The sequence below is a fragment of the Okibacterium sp. AC114 genome, from assembly GCF_979253355.1.
Genome location: NZ_CEEDBR010000001.1, coordinates 1,373,341 through 1,392,304, shown reverse-complemented (window position 1 = coordinate 1,392,304; position 18,964 = coordinate 1,373,341). Strand labels below are relative to the sequence as shown.

Sequence of the window (18,964 nt, the reverse complement as noted above, 5' to 3'; positions counted from 1 at the left end):
CTAGCTGGCGGGCGCGGGAAGCTTCTCGAGCCCCTGCAGCAGGCGGCCGCGCCCGGTGGCGACGCAGATGCGGATCCAGCCCTCGCCCGAGCGACCGAAGGCACTGCCGGGCGCCACGGCCACGCGTTCCGTCAGAAGGAAGCGTTCGGCCCAGGAGGCGACGTCGCCGTGGGTCGCATGTGAGACATCCGCCCAGAGGTAGAAGGCGCCGCGCGGTTCGAGATAGCGGATGCCGCGCCGGTCGAGCAGGTCGGTGGCGGCTTTCAGGTTGTCGCGATAGTGCTTCTTGGCGTCGTCGACGGCATCCTGAGGACCGGTGATTGCGGCGATCGCGGCGCGCTGGGCTGGCGTCGACACGCAGCTGATCATGGCCTCCTGCAGCGTGCGCATGACAGCCGCGAGCCCCGGAGGCGTCACGAGATAGCCGACCCGGATGCCCGTGAGCGCGTAGGTCTTCGACAGCGAGAAGACGCTCAGTACCCGGTCGTCGGTGTCGCGGCTCGCCAGCGAGATGTGAGGCTCGTCATAGACGAAACGTTCGTAGACCTCGTCACTGATCACCCAGAGCCCGTGCCGCTGCGCGAGAGCCAGGATTTTGTCGACCACGTCGGCGGGAAGCACCGTGCCGAGCGGGTTCGACGGCGAGTTCACGATGATCGCCTTGGTCTCGGGCGTGATGAGGGTCTCGAGCGCGTCGAGGTCCGGCTGGAAGTCGCGTTCGGCACTCAGCGGGTAGGCGACGGGCACGGCGCCCAGCATGCGCGCGTTCATGGAGAAGGTCGTATAACCGGGATCGGGCACGAGCACCTCGTCACCCGGGTCGAGGATGAGGCCCATGGCCTGGAACAACGCCTGCGTTGCGCCGATGGTCACCCAGACCTGCTCGCGGTCGACATGGACGTCGTTATCGCGGGCGAGTTTGTCGACGATCGCGTCACGCAGTTCGGGCAGGCCGCCGTTGGCCGTGTAGTTGGTCTCGTCTCTCCCCCAGGCCGCCTGCGCGGCCTCGATGATGTGGGGAGCGACGGGCACGTCGGGCTCGCCGACCGCCAGCAGATTGACATCGTCGAGCGTGAGCGCGATTTCGAACAGGCCGCGGATGCCCGAGGGCGGAACGAGGGCGATGTGGGAGGCTATTTCCGGCATGAGCCAAAGGTATCGGCGGGATGTTGCGAGCGTGTGTCGCGGCGGCCTGCACGAATTGCCGCGAACCCCTTTCGCTGGTATCGTTACCTGTTGGCTTGCGTGTGGATTCTTCCACATGATTTTCGCCGGAAAGCGCCCCTCTCGCGTCGACCGGCACGCCCCCGGGTTCATCCCGCGGAGCACGTCTCGGGTTTTTCCCGAGGCTCGTCCAAACGTCGTCGAACGAAAGCGTAATAACGTGGCAAATATCAAGTCGCAGATCAAGCGAATTGGCACCAACAAGAAGGCTCAGGAGCGCAACAAGGCGGTCAAGAGCGAACTCCGCACGGTCGTGCGCCACGCGCGTGACGCCGTCACCGCTGGTGACAAGACCAAGGCCGAGGCCGCCCTCAAGCTGGCCGGCAAGAAGCTCGACAAGGCTGTGAGCAAGGGTGTCATCCACCAGAACCAGGCCGCGAACCGCAAGTCGGCTCTCGCCAAGAAGGTCTCCGCTCTCTAAAGAGGCGCCGCTCTCTAAGCAGTCTCTCTTGCGGACGGCCCCTTCCGAGGAGCCAGCCCGCACAAGTTATCGAGATAGCCCCGCTTCGGCGGGGCTTTTTCGTATACGCGGGGTGGGGCGAGGCCGGTCAGCGCAGGGAGCGGCCGCGGGGTGGGGCGAGGCCGGTCATCGCAAGGAGCGGCCGCGCGAGGCGATGCCGGTGACCATGCGTTCGAGCGCGAAGACGGGGTCGCGACCCTGTCCCTTGACCGCCGCATCCGTTTCGGCGACGAGTTGGATGGTGCGGCCGAGGCCTTCGTCGGTCCAGCCGCGGAGGTCGCGCCGAGCTCGCTCGACCTGCCAGGGCGCGAGGCCGAAGCGGCGAGCCAGGTCTCCCGTCGAACCGCCCGCGCCGGAGACCTTGGCCATGGTGCGGATCTTACTGGCGAACGCCGCGACGATGGGAACCGGGTCGGCCCCCGAGTCGAGTGCATGCCGCAGACCCACGAGGGCTTCCCCGTAGCGACCGGCGATGGCGGCGTCGGCCACGGAGAATGCGTTGGTCTCGACGCGGCCGCCGTAGTATTTCGCCACGGTTGCTTCGGTGATCTCGTCGGCCGTGTCGGCGATGAGCTGCTGACAGGCGCTCGCGAGTTCGGCGAGGTCGTCACTGAAGGCGGCGACGATGGCGCGTAAGGCCGCGGCGCGGATGCTCTTCCCAGCGAGCTGGAACTCCGCCTGGGCGAACTCGTACTTCTCGGCGTCTTTCTTGAGGTCGGCGCAGACCACTTCGAGGGCGACGCCCTTGGCCGCCCGGATGGCGTCGAGGAGCTTCTTGCCCCGCACGCCTCCCCCGTGACGCAGGATGACGGTGGCACCCTCTGGCGGGCTCTCGAGATAGCGCAGGGCGTCTTCGAGGAAGTCGTCGGAACACTTCTCGACGGCGGACACGCGCACGAGCCGCGGCTCACCGAACAGCGACGGACTCGCCAAGCTGGCCAGTTCGCCACGCGTGTAGCCGTCGGCCGCGACGTCGCTCACCTCGAGTGCCGGATCTTCGGCGCGCAGGAATTCTCGCAGCGACTTCATGGCCCGATCGGCGAGGAAGCCTTGGGGGCCGGAGACGAGGACGACCGGCGCGGGCCGGATCTGATTCCACGACACCTGCGGGATCGCCACTTTGCCGGCGGGCTTTGCGCCCCCGCGGGCGTTCGTCGTGCGTGCTGCCGCCACGATTCTCCTTCTCGTCTTCCTCCAGATTAGCCGCCACCACCGACGTCGGGGGCCGCGCCCGACGTCCACACCTCGAGCGGCCCTCGGCCCGGGCCGGCTCGTCCAGCGGGACCCGACGTGGGATCCTCGGGTGCACCGACCGCGATGATCCCGTCCCGGTCGGTTCGGCGCACAATCGTGCCGACGCGCTCCAGCGTCTCGAGAATGGAAGCCGTCGGATGCCCGTAGTCGTTCTCGCCGACGGAGACGAGTCCGAGGGTGGCCTGCAGCCTCTCGTAGAGCAAGCTGCTCTGGTCTTTGGACCCGTGATGCGCGACTTTGACCACGTCGACATCCGGTGGAACGAGACGTGAGCGACGCAATCGGTTCTGCGCATCGGCACCCAGGTCGCCGAGGAACACGGCTGAGAGGGCCGGATGCTTCACATCGGGTGCTCCGCGGACCGCGCTCCGCGTCTCGATCACGACGCTCGCGTCGTTGCCCGGTTCGACCTCACCGCGCGCGGGCGGCCACAGCACGCTCCACTCCATCCCCTCCCCCAGCCTGCCGCGCTCGCCCGCGCGAACCTGACGCACCAATGCCCCGCCGTCGGACAACGATTCGACGATGCGTTCGTCGGCCGCGCCATCCGTCGGACCCACGAGTACCTCGGCAACCCGGCCGACGACTACCGCGTAGGCGCCGACGTGATCCGTGTCGAAATGGGTCAGCACCAGCAGGTCGAGCCGGTCGACACCCAAACGGGCGAGGCAGCGCGCGAGGAGTTCTTCATCGGCACCGACGTCGATGAGTCCGAAACGTGAGCCGTCGCGCAGCACGGTGGCATCCCCTTGTCCGACATTGCACGAGGCGACCGCCCACTCCCCCGGTGGAGTCGACGAATCACGGACCGCGGCCGGCACCACGGAGCCGACGGCGCTGCCGAGCACCACGACGACTCCCATCGCGAGCACTTTCGCGAGAAGCATCCTCTGCGATCTCATCGCCAGCGCGAGACCGCCGACGAGCAGCAGCGTCAGTGTCGTCACGAGAACGCCCGCCACGCCGGGCGGGAGCGGCACCCTCGCTGCCGGCGCGTTCTCGAACCACGCTGCCACCTGGGCGATCCACGCCGCCGGCAGCCAGGCGACCCACGCGACGGGCAGGGCCAGCAACGGCGTGACCGAGCTCATGAGACACGCGACGAGGCCCAGGATGGTGGCAGCCGGCGCCGCGGGGCCGGCCAACAGGTTCGCGACGACGCCCCAGACCGCCAGGGTGGGTTCGAGCATCACCAGGACCGGCTGGCACGCGAGTTGCGCCGCCAACGGCAACGCGAAGGCGGCGGCGATCGGCCGCGGCGCTATTCGGGCCAGAATATCCGTGAGCGGACGCGTGAGGACCAGCAACCCACCCGTCGCGAGCACCGACAGCGCGAAGCCGTAGTCGCGCGAGAGCCAGGGGTCGGCAATGAGAAGCACGACCACGACGGTGCACAGCACGGCGAGGCCCGCCGCCGGTCGGCCGCTGGCGAGGGCCACCAGCACGGCACAGGCCATCACCGACGCTCGGATCACGCTCGACTCGGGAGTGACGAGCACCACGAACGCGACAAGAAGCACGAATGCCAGGCCGATCCTTGCACTGCGGCGCAGCGCCAACGCACCACCCAGAGCGAATCCGATCGCGACGACGATCGCACAGTTCGCCCCGGAAACCGCCGTGAGGTGGCTCAGCGAACTCGCTTTCATGGCTTCGTCGAGCTCGACCGAGACCGCGCTCGTGTCTCCGATGGAGAGGCCCGGCAACAACTGGCCGCCCCAGCCGGGGAGCACACTCGCGACCCCGACGAACGATCTCCGCAGCCCGTGCGCCCACCTCAGGGCATCCGGAGCGGTGGTGATCATGGCTGGGCGGTCGTCACTGAAGACGAGCGCCGACACACGGTCGCCCACACCGGCGAGCTGCCACCGTCCGCTCACCCGAACCACGCTGCCGAGAGGGGGGCCACCCGTCTCGGCGACGTCGGACGCGAAGACCAACACCGGAAACGTAGCTGCGCGAACCTCATTTCCGCGTTGCAGCTGGGAGACCTGCCCACGGAATCGCACACTCGACGCGGAGGATGTGTCGCCCCACTCCTTTGCAGTCGGCCCTTCGACCGGTGAGCTCAAGGACGTCACCGTGACCTCTGCCGTCAGGGAGCGGGAGCCCCCCGCCCACTGTTGCAAGACGTCGGGGTGCCGCCCCTCTGCTCGGACCGAGACGACGCCCGCGACCGCGCACGAGGCCGCCAGCGCGATCACGATCGCCACGGACACGTCCACCCGGCGAAAGGAACCCGGTTGCGCCCGGTCCCTCGCCGAGAGGCCCGCTTCGCCGGACGGCGTACGTTCAACGCTCAGCACAGATCGAATCCAAGCAGCAATGGACGAAGACCAGCGCCGACCCGACCTGTCAGCAGACCGAGCGCCACGGCGCCGCCATCCGATCGATTCGACGACGAGGACGGCGACGACGGTGAACGAGCAGACAGCGATCACGCTAAAAGCGGCCTGCGGCGACCCCACGAGAACCCCCGCCGTGGCCCACGTGAGCATCGCTGCGAAGACGAGACCACAGCGGCGGCTCATAGGGTGACGAGGTCTTTCAACGACTCGAAGGTCTTATCGCCGACGCCGTCGACGTCATTGAGGTCTTCGATGGCCGAGAAGGCGCCGTTCTCGGCGCGCCAGGCGAGAATCTTGGCGCTCATCGACGGACCGACGCGGGGCAACGTCTCGAGTTCGGCCGCCGTCGCCGTGTTGAGATTGACCTTGCCTGCCGAACCGGAGGGCCCCGCAACGGCTCCGCCCGACGAGCTGCCGCCGCCCGCCGCTGAGGCGGTGGCAGCAGTGCCCGTGGCAGCAGTGCCCGCCGACGCCGGATCGTCGGCCCGCGGAACGAGGATCTGTTCTCCATCGACCACGAAGCGCGCCAGGTTGACTCCGCCTTCGCGCGCCTCGGGCGTGACACCACCCGCCTTCGCGACGGCGTCGAACACCCGCGCGCCGTCGGCGACCTCGACCAGGCCGGGTTTCACCACAGCGCCCGAAACGTGAACAAAGAGCGAGCGCGTCGACCCCGACGGGTTGCCCGCGCTCGTCGTGCCGCTGTTCGTCCCCGCGGGTTCCTGCCCCGGAGAGTCTCCCCGGGCCGACGCGGCACCCGACACCGCTGCGGCGCCCGAAGCCGACCCGAGGCCTGATGCCGACCCGGCACCGGACGCTGACGCAACACCCGAGGCCGATACAGCTTTGAATGCCGGCGCACCGGTCGGAGAGGCTGTCGTCGCGGTCATCCCGATCGTCGTGAGTGACCCCGCGCTTTCGGCCGCGACCGGAGACAACCACCAGGCTGCGAGAAATGCCGCCACAGCTGTGCCCAGGACAACGGCCATCGTGCGCCTCTGCGTGCGCACCGACTCTCTCGCCCGGGACACCGCGCGAACGGCACGACCATGAAACGCGGCGGCGCCGTGACGGCGAGGACGACGCGGGAGGTTCGGAGCGGTCGGGGCGGGATCGGTGCGGGGCATGCAGACAAGCTATGTCCGGCTGGCAGAAGCCCGGCCGCGATTGCCCGATCGGTGGACAGCGACCCGAAACCACCCTTGTGGAGAGCGGGAGGGACGAGCCACATCGGTGTGCACTCGCTCTGCAAAAGAAGCCACGCTATGGCGAAGGGGCCCGCAACCTCACGGTCGCGGGCCCCTCGTCAGACAGGCTCGAGCTAGCCCTTCACGGCGATGTTCACCACGCGCGGCGCGCGCACGATCACGTTGGCGATCTCGCGGTCGCCCACGGCCTTCACGATGGAGGGCAACGCGCGGGCCAGCTTCTCGAGCTCGGCGCCGTCGATGCGCGGAGAGACCTCGAGGCGGTCGCGCACCTTGCCGTTGACCTGCACGACGCACGTCACCTTCTCCTCGACGAGCAGCGTCGGGTCGGCCTTGCGCCACTGCGTCGCCGCAACGGTGGCCTCGTAGCCGAGCATGTTCCACATGTCCTCGGCCGTGTAGGGCGCGAACAGGTTGAGCGCCATGGCGATGACCTCGGCGGCCTCGCGGACGGCGGGGTCGCCCGCGCCCGCCCCCGTATCGATCGTCTTGCGCGTGACGTTGACGAGCTCCATGAGACGTGCCACGACGACGTTGAACTTGTAGGACTCGACGAGACCCGGGGCATCCGCGAGGAAGCGGTGGGTCTGGCGGCGGAGGGCCTGGTCGCCGTTCTTCCACACCACGTCGGGCGCCGACGTGACGTCCTGGGCGATGCGCCACGCGCGAGCCAGGAATTTGGAGGAACCGGCGGGCGAGACATCCGCCCAGTCGATGTCGTCTTCGGGCGGGCTGGCGAAGGCCAGCGTCACGCGCAGGGCGTCGGCGCCGTACTTCTTCAGCTCGTCGGCAAATTCGACCAGGTTGCCCTTCGACTTCGACATCTTGGCGCCGTCCATGAGCACCATGCCCTGGTTGAGCAGGGAGGTGAACGGCTCGGTGAAGCTCAGGTAGTCGAGGTCGAACAGAACCTTTGTGATGAAGCGCGAGTAGAGCAGGTGCAGGATGGCATGCTCGACGCCGCCCACGTACTGGTCGATCGGGGCCCACTTCTCGGCCTGCTTCTTGTCGAAGGGCTGCGTGGCGTCCTTGGCCGACAGGAAGCGCAGGTAGTACCACGAGCTGTCGACGAAGGTGTCCATCGTGTCGGAGTCGCGCTTGGCGGGGCCGCCACACGACGGGCACGCCACGTTGATCCAGTCCTCTGCGGCACCGAGCGGGCTCGTGCCCTTCGGCTGCAGGTCGAGACCGTCGGCCGCGGGCAGGGCGACGGGCAGCTGGTCGAGCGGCACGGGAACCTCGCCACACGCCTCGCAGTGGATGATCGGGATGGGGGCACCCCAGTAGCGCTGACGGGACACGAGCCAGTCGCGCAGGCGGTAGTTCTTGGCGCTTTTGCCGAGACCGGAACTCGCCAGAGCTTCGGTGATCTTCTTGATGGCGTTGTTCTTCGACAGACCGTCGAAGGGGCCTGAGTTGATCAGACGGCCGGTGCCCGTGAGCGCCTCACCCGTGGCCTTGGGGTCGACGAGCGGCAGGTCGTCGGGCAGCTCGCCGTCGACGAGCACGGGGATGGCGCCCGTGACGGGCTGATTGACGTCGACGACCACACGCACGGGCAGGTCGAAGGCGCGCGCGAAGTCGAGGTCGCGCTGGTCGTGCGCGGGCACGGCCATGACGGCCCCCGTGCCGTAGTCGGACAGCACGTAGTCGGCAGCCCAGATCGGGATCCGCTCACCCGTCAGCGGGTTCTTCGCGTAGCGGTCGAGGAACACGCCGGTCTTCTCGCGCTCCGTGCTGAGACGGTCGATCTCGCTCGTGCCCTGGACCTTCTCGAGGTAGTCCTGGAACGCCATGCGCACCTCGGGCGTCGACCCGGACGCCAGCTCGGCGGCCAGATCGGAATCGGGCGCGACCACCATGAAGGTCACACCGTAGAGCGTGTCGGGGCGCGTCGTGTAGACCGAGATGGGCTCGGAGCGGCCCTCGATCGTGAACTGCACGTCGGCACCGGTCGAGCGGCCGATCCAGTTCTTCTGCATGCTGAGAACCTTGGTGGGCCACTTGCCCTCGAGCTGGTTCAGGTCGTCGATCAGGCGGTCGGCGTAGTCGGTGATGCGGAAGTACCACTGCGTCAGCTTCTTCTTCGTGACGAGGTGACCGCACCGCTCACAACGGCCGTCGACGACCTGCTCGTTGGCGAGGACCGTCTGGTCGTTGGGGCACCAGTTGACCTGGCTGGCCTTGCGGTAGGCGAGGCCCTTTTCATAGAGCTTCAGGAAGATCCACTGCGTCCAGCGGTAGTACTCCTCGTCGCTCGTGTGCAGCTCGCGATCCCAGTCGAACGAGGGCGCATAGGTGCGGAACGAGCGTTTCTGCTGGTCGATGTTGTCGTACGTCCACCCGCGGGGGTCGATGCCGCGCTTGATGGCCGCGTTCTCGGCGGGCAGGCCGAACGAGTCCCAGCCGATGGGGTGCAGCACGTTGAAGCCCTGCTGGCGCCAGTAGCGCGCCACCACGTCGCCCAGACCGAAGGCCTCGGCGTGGCCCATGTGCAGGTCGCCCGAGGGGTAGGGGAACATATCGAGCACGTACTTGCGCGGGCGCGTGTCGGACTCGTCGTCGGTGCGGAACGGCTTCATTTCGTCCCAGATGGGAAGCCACTTGTCCTGAATCGCCTGGAAGTCGTAACGGTCGGGGGCTCCCGATTCGGTGCCCGCTACCGACGGGGCACTCTCGGACACGGCACTCTCGGGCGTTTCACGCTCAGACACAGCACTCTCAATTCGTTCGGGTGAATGAAGCCGGGGGATGTCGCGGCATCCGCTCTCTGACGGCCCAAATCTCAATGCTACTAAACGTTCGGCGGGGGCCCGCCATTCCGTGACGGCACTCAGGCAGGCGGATGACCGGAGGCCCCGAGCGCTTCGAGCGGGGCCCGCGCTTTCAGCACCATCTCGTCGACTTCGGCTTCCGCATCCGACGACCAGGTGATGCCGCCACCCGCCCCGACGCTGGCCCCGTGCGCGTCCATGACGATGCTGCGGATGACCATCGAGAGGTCGAGTGTGCCGTCGGCGCCGATGAGCCCGAAGGCGCCGGCGTACATCCCGCGGGGTGCGCCCTCGAGGTCGCCGAGGATGTCGATGGCGCTCTGCTTCGGAGCCCCCGTCATCGATCCGGCGGGGAACGTCGAGGCGAGGACGTCGACGGCATCGCACCCGTCTGCCAGCTGCCCCGAGACGGTCGAGACGAGCTGATGCACCTGCGCATAGCTCTCGACGTCGAAGAGCGTATCCACGCGCACGCTGCCGACAGCCGAGACGCGCCCCACATCGTTGCGCATGAGGTCGACGATCATGAGGTTCTCAGCGCGTTCCTTGGCGCTGGCCTGCAGGTCGTCTGCGAGCTCGCGGTCGATCACGGCGTCGGATGATCGGGGCCGCGTGCCCTTGATGGGCCGCACCTCGATGCGCCCCGAGCGATCCAGTCCGAGAAACTTCTCCGGGCTGGCCGAGACGAGCGAGAGGCCGCCGAACCGGAGCAGGCCGCCGCGGTGTGTGGGGCTCGAGCGGCGCAGTGCACGGAATACCTCGACGGGCTCGAAGGCGCCCGGAACGTCGATGCGGTTCGTGAGGCAGAGTTGGTAGGCGTCACCCCGGCCGATGCTGGCGCGGCACCGGTCGATGAGCGCGCGGTAGGCGGCCCGGCCGTGACGCCAGACGGGTTCGGGATGCGCGAGCCCCGTCTTCGCGGCCCGCTCCCGCGCCTCTTCAGCGAGGTCGGTGTGGGTGCCGTCATCCGCGTCCGCGGCGTCTGTGTCTGTGTCGCTGTCTGCGTCTTCCTCTGAGCCGTGGGCCCGTTCGATCGCAACCACGACGACATCAGCCCAGTCTTCGCCCGCCTCGTCATCGATCCAGACGACTGATGCTCTACCCGCCGAATGATCGACGACCACCAACCGCGTCACGCGGAGGAAGGCGGCATCAGGCGTCACACGGTCGACGGGGCGCCCCGCGGTGTCCCTGTGCCGCGCCGTCGTGGTCGATGATCCGGCGGCCCGCCACTCATAGCCGAGGAAGCCGACCCAGCCCGGCGCGAATTCGCCGAGAGAAGGTCGGTTGCCCCCTGAGCCGGGTCGCTCGTCGAAACGCTGCCGAAAGTACTCCCCGATGTCAGCGACCACGGCGACGCGGCCGTCTTCGGTGACGGAGTCACGGTTCGTACGAATGCTCGATGCATCCCCCTGCACGACGATTTCGTCGCCCGTGCCGAGGTAGCTCAGGCCGTTCGCCGCATCAACGCCCGCATCCAGCCAGAAGCCGAACGGCTGCGCCGCGAAGAGTGCATCATAAAGATGCTCGGTGCTCACCTCATCCGGGAGATCGACGGACCGCTCGCCGGACGACGCGCCGCGCCGACGCTCGCGTTCGGGGCCAGAAGAGGGGGCGGATGTCACCCTCACAGCTTACGGTCGCCGCGCGTCGCTCAGCCGGGCGTCACCGTCGGAGCGCAACGTGAGGCGGCGGCTGAACAATCCGGCCGGAACATCCGTATGCGAGATCAGGATGACGGTGCGTCGATCGCCGGCCGCAGCAACCAGGTCGCGCACGAGGGCGTCGGCCAGGTCGGCTTCGACATTGGCGGTCGGTTCGTCGAGCACCAGCACGGGGAAGTCGTGCAGGAGTGCCCGGGCAAGGGCGATGCGCTGGGCCTGCCCGCCGGATACCAGTGAGCCACGCTCGCCGACACGCGCGTCGAGCCCGCCCCGCGCCGCGACCCAGGAGTCGAGGCCCACACGGCGCAGCACGTCGAGCAGTTGCGCGTCGTCCGCGTCGTCCTTGGCGAAGAGGAGGTTCTGTCGAATGGTCTCGTCGAACAGGTAGGGCGTCTGCTCCGAGAGCCCGACGATGCGGCGAACCTCGTCCTGTGGCATCCGTTGGGCGGGCACGCCGTCGATGAGATAGCCGCCGTCGACGTCGACGAAACGCACGAGCGCCTGAGCAAGGCTCGTCTTTCCGGCGCCGCTCTCGCCCTCGACGAGCAGTCGGTCCCCCGGCTCGAGCGTCACGGTGACACCGCGCACGGCCCTGTCGGTGCGCCCCGGCCACCGCACGCTGAGGTCCGTCAGCTGGATGCGGGGCACGCTGGACGCCGCATCGTCGCCACGACGGCCACCTGCGCCCGCTGCTACTCCTACGCCCCGGTCGCCGTCGACAGAAGCGGCCGGATCGTCAACGGGGATACCGGCGGGCACCGTTGCGGGCACCACCTCCGCGATCCGCGCCGCGCTCGACCGCACCTGGCGGAAGACGCCGACCGCGACGGGCACCATGGCCACGATCTCGAACACGGCGAGCGGCACGAGCGCGATGACGGCAAGCTCGGGAGCGCTCAGGTTTCCCGCCCCGAAGGCCGGGATCCCCGCGATGACGGCGACCACGACCGCGAGGCCCGAAAACAGGCTCAGGGTGGCGGCCGCGATGCCGGCACCGCCGGCGCGACGCACGACGGCCTGCGTGAGGTCGGCATCCGCTCGCTCGATGCGCCTCCGAGCCGCGGCGTCGGCACCGTAGGCGGTCAGCACGTCGAGATTGTTGAGGTAGTCGAGCAGCGCGTCGAGCACGGCTGCGCGGCGGGGCGCGATCGACCGTTCGGCGCGCGCCGCATAGCGCGTGACCCAGAGGGCGCTCACCGCGAAGGCCAGCACGAGGCAGACGGCGAGGCCGAGGGCCGCGACGGGCGACAGGAACGCGACGCCCACGACGGCGACCACGGCGACGCCGAGTGAGGTGACGATGGGCTGAACGACGCGCAGGGGCAGGTTCTGCAGGTCGTCGACATCCGAGACGAGGGCCGAGAGTAGCGAACCGCGTTTGGCGCGACCGAGACCGCCCGGCGCCAGTGGAATGAGGCGGCGCAGCACCTCGACCCGCACGACCTCGAGTTGCCGGAAGGCCGCGTCGTGGCTGAACAGGCGCTCGAGGTAACGGAAGAATGCGCGCCCGAGGGCGAACGCGCGCACCCCGACCACTGCCATGGACAGGAACAGGATGGGCGGCTGCTCGGCGGCCTTCGTGATGAGCCACGCGCTCGTCGCGAGCAACGCGACCGTGCAGAAGGCGGCGAGGATGCCGACCAGGATGCCGGGAAGCGCGACCCTCAGGCGCGGCTGAGCAAGCCTCAGGATGCCGCGGGCCTCGGCGCGAGCGTCGCCCACCGTATTGCGGCTCATCGTTCCGTTCCTTTCGGCACGCCCGTCGTTGCACCAGGCCGCGCTCGTGCGGTCACCCGTGTCGCCGACACTGGTCTGATGGCGACCACGGTGTCGGCGGCGGTCAGGAACGCCTGACGGTGGCTGACGACGATCACGGCGACGCCAGCCCGCGCAACCTCGCGCAGGCCATCGATCAACCGAGCCTCGGTCGCATGGTCGAGAGCCGAGCTGGGCTCATCAAGAATGAGCACGCGGCATCCGCGGGACTCGAGTCGGTAGAGCGCACGGGCGATGGCAACGCGCTGCGCTTGACCGCCCGAAATGCCCGAGCCGCCGACGCCGAGTTCGAGCCGCGGGTCGAGCCCGTCGATGGCGGCACGCTGGAGCGATCGACGCACGAGCGGCTCGTCGGGCTGCGCATCGCCCAGCGCCACGTTCTCGGCGACCGTGCCGAAGACGAGCCCCGGCTTCTGTCCCGCCCAGGCGAGCCAGGCGCGATCATCCGCCAGACGATCGGAGGCGATCTGCCGGCCGTCCACGGTTATGCCACCCGAAGCGGAAACGAACCCGTTCACGGCGGCCACGATGGTCGACTTGCCGGAACCGCTCGGCCCGGACAGCACCGTCAGCGAACCGACAGCGAACGTCGCGGAGAAGTCCTCTACCGCCACGGCATCACCATAGGCCACGGTCAGGCCAGTCACCGACAGCCCGGCGGCGGCACCAGCGTCAACGTCAGCGCCGGCGCCAGCGTCAGCGTCAGCGTCAGCGTCACGATCGCCACCCGAACCGACGACTCCACCGGGAACGGCAGGTGCACCCGGAACGACAGCACCACCCCGCGCAGCACTGTGCCCCTCACGACGCGCCCGCGCCTCGTCCAGAATCGCGAACGCCTCATCCGCCGCCGTCACACCCTCGGCCGCCGCGTGGAAGTTCGCCCCCACCTGCCGGATCGGCAGGAACGCCTCGGGTGCCAACAACAGCACGAACAGCCCGGCCGGCAGCAGCATCGAGCCGTCCACCAGCCGCAGACCCACCGAAACGGCGACGATGGCCACCGACAGGCTCGCGGCGAGCTCCAGCGCGAAGCTCGACAGGAACGACACGCGCAGCACCTTCATGGTCTCGACGCGGTACTCACGCGTGATGCGCGACATCCGCTCGACCTGTCGATTCTGCCGGCCGAAGATCTTGAGGGTCGCCAGCCCGCCGAGCGTGTCGACGAACCCGCGCGACAGTCGCCCGAGCGCCTGCCACTGCCTCTGCTGCACGGCCTGCGTGGCCCAGCCGATCAGGATCATGAAGACCGGGATGAGCGGCAGCGTGACGATCACGATGACGGCGGACAGCCAGTCGGTCACGAACATCGAGAGCACGATGACGGGGGTGGCGATGGCGGTCAGCAACAGCTGCGGGATGTACTTCGAGAAGTAGTCGTCGAGGGCGTCGACGCCGCGCCCCGCGAGCGTCGCGATATCGCTCGACGAGCGGCCAGACATCCAGGCCGGGCCGAGGGTAGTGGTGGCGTCGACGATCTGCGTGCGCAACTCGCTCTTCACGCGCGCCGCTGCCCGGGCCGAGAGGGCGTCGTTGGCCCAGACCAGAACCGCACGAACCAGGATGACCGCCACCAGTGCCCCGACGAACGGCCACAGCGTGTCGAGCGGAGCGCCGTCGATGGCCCGCGTGATGAGCGTCGTCAGGAGGAACGCGAAGGCGACGATGCACCCGGTGGTGGCGAGGCCGACAGCCCCACCGGCCACCAGGAACAGTCGCGCGCTTTTCGCGTAGCGCAGCAGACGCGGATCGAGGGGTTTCACCGTGTCAGGCTAGTGCGCGGCGGATTCGATGTGCGAACGGGAGACCCGCTTGCGGAACACCCAGTACGTCCAGCCCTGGTAGAGCAGGATGAGCGGCAGCGCGATCACCGCGACCCAGCTCATGACCTCGAGCGTGTACTGCGTCGACGACGCGTTCGCGATGGTGAGGCTGTTTGCGGGATCGTTCGAGGCGGGCATCACGGCCGGGAACAGCGCCACGAAGAGCGTCAGCACGGCCGCCGCGATGGTCGCGGCCATGAGGGCGAAGGCGCGCCCCTCCTTGCCGAGCGCGTTGGCGATGTAGGCCAGGATCAGCAGCACGGCGGCCGCGGCGGCACCGATCACGACACCCGACTTCTCGGGGTGCGCCAGCACGGTCCAGCCGAGGAACGTCGCGGCCACCAGGATCGTGACGATGCCCGAACGCGCCGCGAGCTTGCGGGCCCGCTCGCGCAGCTCGCCGTCGGTCTTGAGCGACACGAAGATGACGCCGTGCGTGAAGAACAGCAACAGGGTCGTGAGCCCGCCGAGCAGCGCATACGGGTTGAGTAGGGCGAAGAAGCCGCCGATGTAGTTGTGATCGGCATCGAGCGGCACACCCTGCACGATGTTCGCGAAGGCCACACCCCACAGCAGGGCCGGGATGGCGCTGCCCACGATGATCATGGTGTCGAAGCGCTTCTTCCACGACGCTTCGGGCCGCTGGTGCCGATACTCGAACGACACACCGCGGATGATGAGGGCCAGCAGGATGAGCAGGAGCGGCAGGTAGAACCCGCTGAACAACGTGGCGTACCACTCGGGGAAGGCCGCGAACAGGGCAGCGCCCGCCACGATCACCCACGTCTCGTTGAGGTCCCACACGGGCCCGATGGTGTTGATGATCACGCGGCGGTCGGTGTCGTCTTTGCCGAGGAACGGCAGCGACATGCCCACACCGAAGTCGAAGCCGTCGAGGACGAAGTAGCCCACGAAGAAGAAGGCGACGATCCAGAACCAGAGGATTCCGAGGTCCATGATTATTCTTCCTGTCTCGCTAGTAGACGGTGGTGACCGGTTGGTGGATGCCGGACTCTTCGTCGACGGCGGGCGCATCGTCCGGCCCCTTCTGGGCGGCCTTCTTGATGAGCTTGAACTCGACCACCGCGAGGGTGCCGTACACGGCCGTGAACGCGATCAGCGAGATCAGCACGTCGAGACCCGTGATGTTCGGGGACACCCCGTCGGCTGTCTTCAGCAGGCCGAAGACGAGCCATGGTTGGCGCCCCATCTCGGTGAACACCCAGCCGACGATCATGGCGGCGAGCGACGCCGGGAACGACCAGATCGCGATCTTCCACACCCACTTCTGCTCGGGCATACGCCCCTTGCGGGTGAGCCAGAGACCCGTGAGGGCCACGAGGATGTGGAAGATGCCGAGGCCGATCATCCAGCGGAACGACCAGTAGGTGACCCAGATGATGGGCGTGTAGTCGCCGGGGCCGTAGAGCTGCACGTACTGCGCCTGCAGGTCGTTGATGCCCTCGACGGTTCCGTTGAAGGTGTGCGTCGACAGGAACGAGAGCAGATAGGGGATGCGGATCGAGAACAGTTCGTGCACGCCGTCGGGGGTGCCGAGCGTGAAGATCGAGAAGGATGCATCCGCGCCCGTCGACGTGTGGTACATCGCCTCGGCTGCCGCCATCTTCATGGGCTGCGTCTGCACCATCGCGAGGCTGAGCTGGTCGCCCGCCAGAGTGGTGAGCGCGCCCGCGATGAGCATCGTCCACAGGCCGAATTTCAGGGCCGGCTTCATGGTGTCGAGGTGCTGGTTGCGCGAGAGGTGGTAGGCCGCCACCGTGATGACGAGACCGGCCGAGACCATGAAGCAGGCGAAGATCGTGTGCGGGAACGCCGCCAGCGCGACCTTGTTCGTGAGCACGTCGACGATCGAGGTGAGCTCGGCTCGCCCCCGCTCCTCGTTGATCTGGAATCCGACCGGGTTCTGCATGAACGCGTTGGCCGCGATGATGAAGTACGCGGACAGGATGCTGCCGACGGCCGCGGCCCAGATGGTCAGCAGGTGGATCTTCGGCGAAAGCTTGTCCCAGCCGAAGATCCAGAGGCCGATGAAGGTGGCCTCGAAGAAGAAGGCCAGCAGACCCTCGAGCGCAAGCGGGGCACCGAAGACGTCGCCCACGAAGCGGGAGTAGTCGGACCAGTTCATGCCGAACTGGAACTCCTGCACGATGCCCGTGACGACACCCATGGCGAAGTTGATGAGGAAGATCTTGCCGAAGAACTGCGTCATCTGCAGGTAGTGCACCTTGCCCGTGCGCACCCAGGCGGTCTGGAAGATGGCGACCGTGGTGGCCATTCCGATCGTCAGGGGGACGAACAGGAAGTGGTAGATGGTCGTCAGACCGAACTGCCATCGCGAGAGAAGCAGCGGGTCGAGTAATTCGTTCACTGAGAGCTCCGTTTTCAGAGGTCCGCTAGCGGCTGATCCCCCGGGCAGCGTGTCGCCGGATCGGCGGAATCGAGCGGGTTTGGTGTCCCGCTGAATCAATCGTAGCGCGATTTCGGCCTGTGGTCTGACCACACGCTCACCTTTTCGGAAAGGCACAAAAACGAGCCCCGATCACGGTGCGAATATCGGGTCTTCTCCAGCCTCGATCACTAGGCTGCGGCTCGTGAACGACATCCTCATGTGGCTGCTCGACCTCGTCCAGAGCGTCGACCCCGTGCTGCGCACGCTGCTAGCCGGGCTGGGCATCTTCCTCGAGACATCCGTGCTCGTGGGTCTCGTCGTTCCCGGCGACACCATGGTGTTGGTGGCCTCTACAGCGGTCGACGGGCCCGTGCAATACCTGTCGATGGTGCTCGTCGTGATAGCGGGCGCGCTCGGCGGCGAGTCGGTGGGGTTCGCGCTCGGCCGCTACTTCGGCCCCAAGATCCGCGCATCGCGCCTCGGCCGCAAGATCGGTGAGCACAACTGGGTGCGCGCCGAGAACTACCTGCAGCGGCGAGGCGGCATCGCGGTGTTCGTGTCGCGGTTCCTGCCCGTGCTGCACTCGCTCATCCCGCTCACCGTCGGCATGAGCACCATGACCTACCGCAAATTCATGGCCTGGACCATCCCGGCGTGCGTCATCTGGTCGACCGCCTATGTCACCGTCGGCTCGGTAGCTGCGGGCACGTTCCGCGAACTCTCCGAGAAGTTGCACTTCGCGGGGTACCTCTTCGTGGGCGTCATCGTCGTGTTCCTCGTGGCCGTCCTCATCGTCAAGAAGGTTCTGCACCGCAGCGAAGAGCGCCACATGACGGCGGATGTCGCGAGCGACGCGGTTGCAACCCCCGAGGCAGGCGCCGCAACCATGACAGACTTGTCGGGTGCCCCACGACAGCGACCGCTCCCCCGACGCACCCCTCGTCGCCCACGCTAGACGAACGCTCCACCGCGCCGCGCGCATCGACGATGCCGTGCAAGATTGGCGCCACCGTCGCGCCCGCAAACGCGGTGACATCGCCACGGTCGTGCCCTTCACGGGCTACGGTTCCACCACATGGGTGCGGGTCCTCGCGCGCGTCGTCCTCACGCCGCCCAAAGTCGCCACACCCGCGAAAGAGCTCGACAAACCCGACGAGCGCATCCGCGGGTGGCGCAGCTTCACGAGCATCCCCGTCGTCGAGGCAGACGTGTGGGTGCAGGTCGGCGACACGAAACACCGCGTGCAGGCCGACCGCGGCGGTGTCGTCGACGTCGTCGTCACGGCCGACCTCGAGCCCGGCTGGCAGAGCATCACGCTCGGCACCGAAGACACCGAACCCGTCGAGGCCCGCGTCTACATCGTCGACCCCAGCACGCGCCTCGGCGTCATCTCAGACGTCGACGACACCGTCATGGTCACAGCGCTCCCCCGGCCCTTCGTCGCCGCGTGGAACACCTTCGTTCTCGACGAACACGCACGCACACCCGTCCCCGGCATGGCCGTCATGCTCGAGCGGCTGACGCGCAGCCATCCGACCGTGCCCGTCATCTACCTGTCGACCGGCGCCTGGAACGTGGCACCCACGCTGACGCGCTTCCTGTCGCGCAACCTCTACCCGTCGGGCCCCCTGCTGCTCACCGACTGGGGTCCCACGCACGATCGATGGTTCCGTAGCGGGCGACTGCACAAGGAGACCAACCTGCGCCGCCTCGCGGACGAGTTCCCCGACATCCGGTGGTTGCTCGTGGGCGACGACGGGCAGCACGACGAAGAGATCTACGGCGCGTTCTCCGAGGAGCGTCCCGAGCACGTCGCGGGCGTCGCCATCCGGCAGCTGTCACCCGGTGAGGCGGTCCTCGCCGGTGGTCGATCGAAGCCCGACGAGCACGCGCCCTCGCAGGCGCACTGGATCTATGCGCCCGACGGTGCCGGGTTGCTCGCCCGCCTTTCGGAGTTCGATCTGTCCTAGGTGGTGTGATCGGGTCGTGCAACGGCCCGACGACCGATGCGAAGGGAGAA

13 protein-coding genes are annotated in these 18,964 nt (G+C 67.9%); 3 read left to right on the top strand and 10 right to left on the bottom strand.

What is annotated here, in order from left to right; genetic code table 11:
• Positions 1-1,146: a pyridoxal phosphate-dependent aminotransferase gene (locus ACZ6IE_RS06660; protein ID WP_464607292.1), complete on the bottom strand. Its 1,146-nt coding sequence runs from the start codon at positions 1,144-1,146 to the stop codon at positions 1-3.
• Positions 1,147-1,384: 238 nt separating this feature from the next.
• Here ACZ6IE_RS06660 and rpsT point away from each other — a divergent pair, with 238 nt between their 5' ends.
• Positions 1,385-1,645: a 30S ribosomal protein S20 gene (rpsT, locus tag ACZ6IE_RS06655; protein WP_079727441.1), complete on the top strand. Its 261-nt coding sequence runs from the start codon at positions 1,385-1,387 to the stop codon at positions 1,643-1,645.
• Positions 1,646-1,810: 165 nt separating this feature from the next.
• Here the strand turns inward: rpsT and holA are convergent, their stop codons facing one another.
• From holA to ACZ6IE_RS06610, 9 genes are all read right to left on the bottom strand, one after another.
• Positions 1,811-2,860, bottom strand: coding sequence for a DNA polymerase III subunit delta (gene holA / locus ACZ6IE_RS06650; protein WP_077053943.1), 1,050 nt, complete (start codon positions 2,858-2,860; stop codon positions 1,811-1,813).
• Positions 2,861-2,883: 23 nt separating this feature from the next.
• The gene (locus ACZ6IE_RS06645) at positions 2,884-4,818 is read right to left on the bottom strand and encodes a ComEC/Rec2 family competence protein (protein WP_464607291.1); all 1,935 of its coding nucleotides are present in this window, start codon (positions 4,816-4,818) and stop codon (positions 2,884-2,886) included.
• 647 nt (positions 4,819-5,465) lie between these two features.
• Positions 5,466-6,176 (bottom strand): ComEA family DNA-binding protein, encoded by a 711-nt coding sequence (locus tag ACZ6IE_RS06640; protein ID WP_464607290.1) that lies wholly within the window; start codon positions 6,174-6,176, stop codon positions 5,466-5,468.
• A gap of 431 nt (positions 6,177-6,607) precedes the next feature.
• Positions 6,608-9,178, bottom strand: a complete 2,571-nt coding sequence (leuS, locus tag ACZ6IE_RS06635) for a leucine--tRNA ligase (protein WP_464608596.1) — start codon at positions 9,176-9,178, stop codon at positions 6,608-6,610.
• 149 nt (positions 9,179-9,327) lie between these two features.
• Positions 9,328-10,893 carry an anthranilate synthase component I family protein gene (locus ACZ6IE_RS06630; protein ID WP_464607289.1) on the bottom strand — a complete coding sequence of 522 codons (1,566 nt, stop codon included), beginning with the start codon at positions 10,891-10,893 and terminating at the stop codon, positions 9,328-9,330.
• Between the two features lie 9 nt (positions 10,894-10,902).
• Positions 10,903-12,669, bottom strand: a complete 1,767-nt coding sequence (cydC, locus tag ACZ6IE_RS06625) for a thiol reductant ABC exporter subunit CydC (RefSeq protein ID WP_464607288.1) — start codon at positions 12,667-12,669, stop codon at positions 10,903-10,905.
• A complete protein-coding gene (gene cydD, locus ACZ6IE_RS06620; protein ID WP_464607287.1) occupies positions 12,666-14,474 on the bottom strand; it encodes a thiol reductant ABC exporter subunit CydD in 1,809 nt (602 codons plus the stop codon). The genes cydC and cydD overlap by 4 nt, the downstream gene beginning before the upstream one ends.
• 9 nt (positions 14,475-14,483) lie before the next feature.
• Positions 14,484-15,491, bottom strand: coding sequence for a cytochrome d ubiquinol oxidase subunit II (gene cydB, locus ACZ6IE_RS06615; protein WP_464607286.1), 1,008 nt, complete (start codon positions 15,489-15,491; stop codon positions 14,484-14,486).
• A 19-nt stretch (positions 15,492-15,510) separates the two neighbouring features.
• Positions 15,511-16,923: a cytochrome ubiquinol oxidase subunit I gene (locus ACZ6IE_RS06610; protein ID WP_464607285.1), complete on the bottom strand. Its 1,413-nt coding sequence runs from the start codon at positions 16,921-16,923 to the stop codon at positions 15,511-15,513.
• A gap of 223 nt (positions 16,924-17,146) precedes the next feature.
• Here ACZ6IE_RS06610 and ACZ6IE_RS06605 point away from each other — a divergent pair, with 223 nt between their 5' ends.
• Both ACZ6IE_RS06605 and ACZ6IE_RS06600 read left to right on the top strand, forming a co-directional pair.
• Complete coding sequence (locus ACZ6IE_RS06605; protein WP_464607284.1) at positions 17,147-17,899, top strand: DedA family protein; 753 nt, start codon at positions 17,147-17,149, stop codon at positions 17,897-17,899.
• On the top strand, positions 17,847-18,914 hold the full coding sequence (locus ACZ6IE_RS06600; protein ID WP_464607283.1) for an App1 family protein: 1,068 nt from the start codon (positions 17,847-17,849) through the stop codon (positions 18,912-18,914). Before ACZ6IE_RS06605 ends, ACZ6IE_RS06600 begins: the two co-directional genes overlap by 53 nt.
• Positions 18,915-18,964: the final 50 nt, after the last annotated feature.

Coding starts and splice junctions, on each gene's coding strand:
- cydC (WP_464607288.1), bottom strand. CDS start 12,669: ATGAGCCGCAATACGGTGGGCGACGCTCGCGCCGAGGCCCGCGGCATC.
- cydB (WP_464607286.1), bottom strand. CDS start 15,491: ATGGACCTCGGAATCCTCTGGTTCTGGATCGTCGCCTTCTTCTTCGTG.
- ACZ6IE_RS06640 (WP_464607290.1), bottom strand. CDS start 6,176: ATGACCGCGACGACAGCCTCTCCGACCGGTGCGCCGGCATTCAAAGCT.
- ACZ6IE_RS06660 (WP_464607292.1), bottom strand. CDS start 1,146: ATGCCGGAAATAGCCTCCCACATCGCCCTCGTTCCGCCCTCGGGCATC.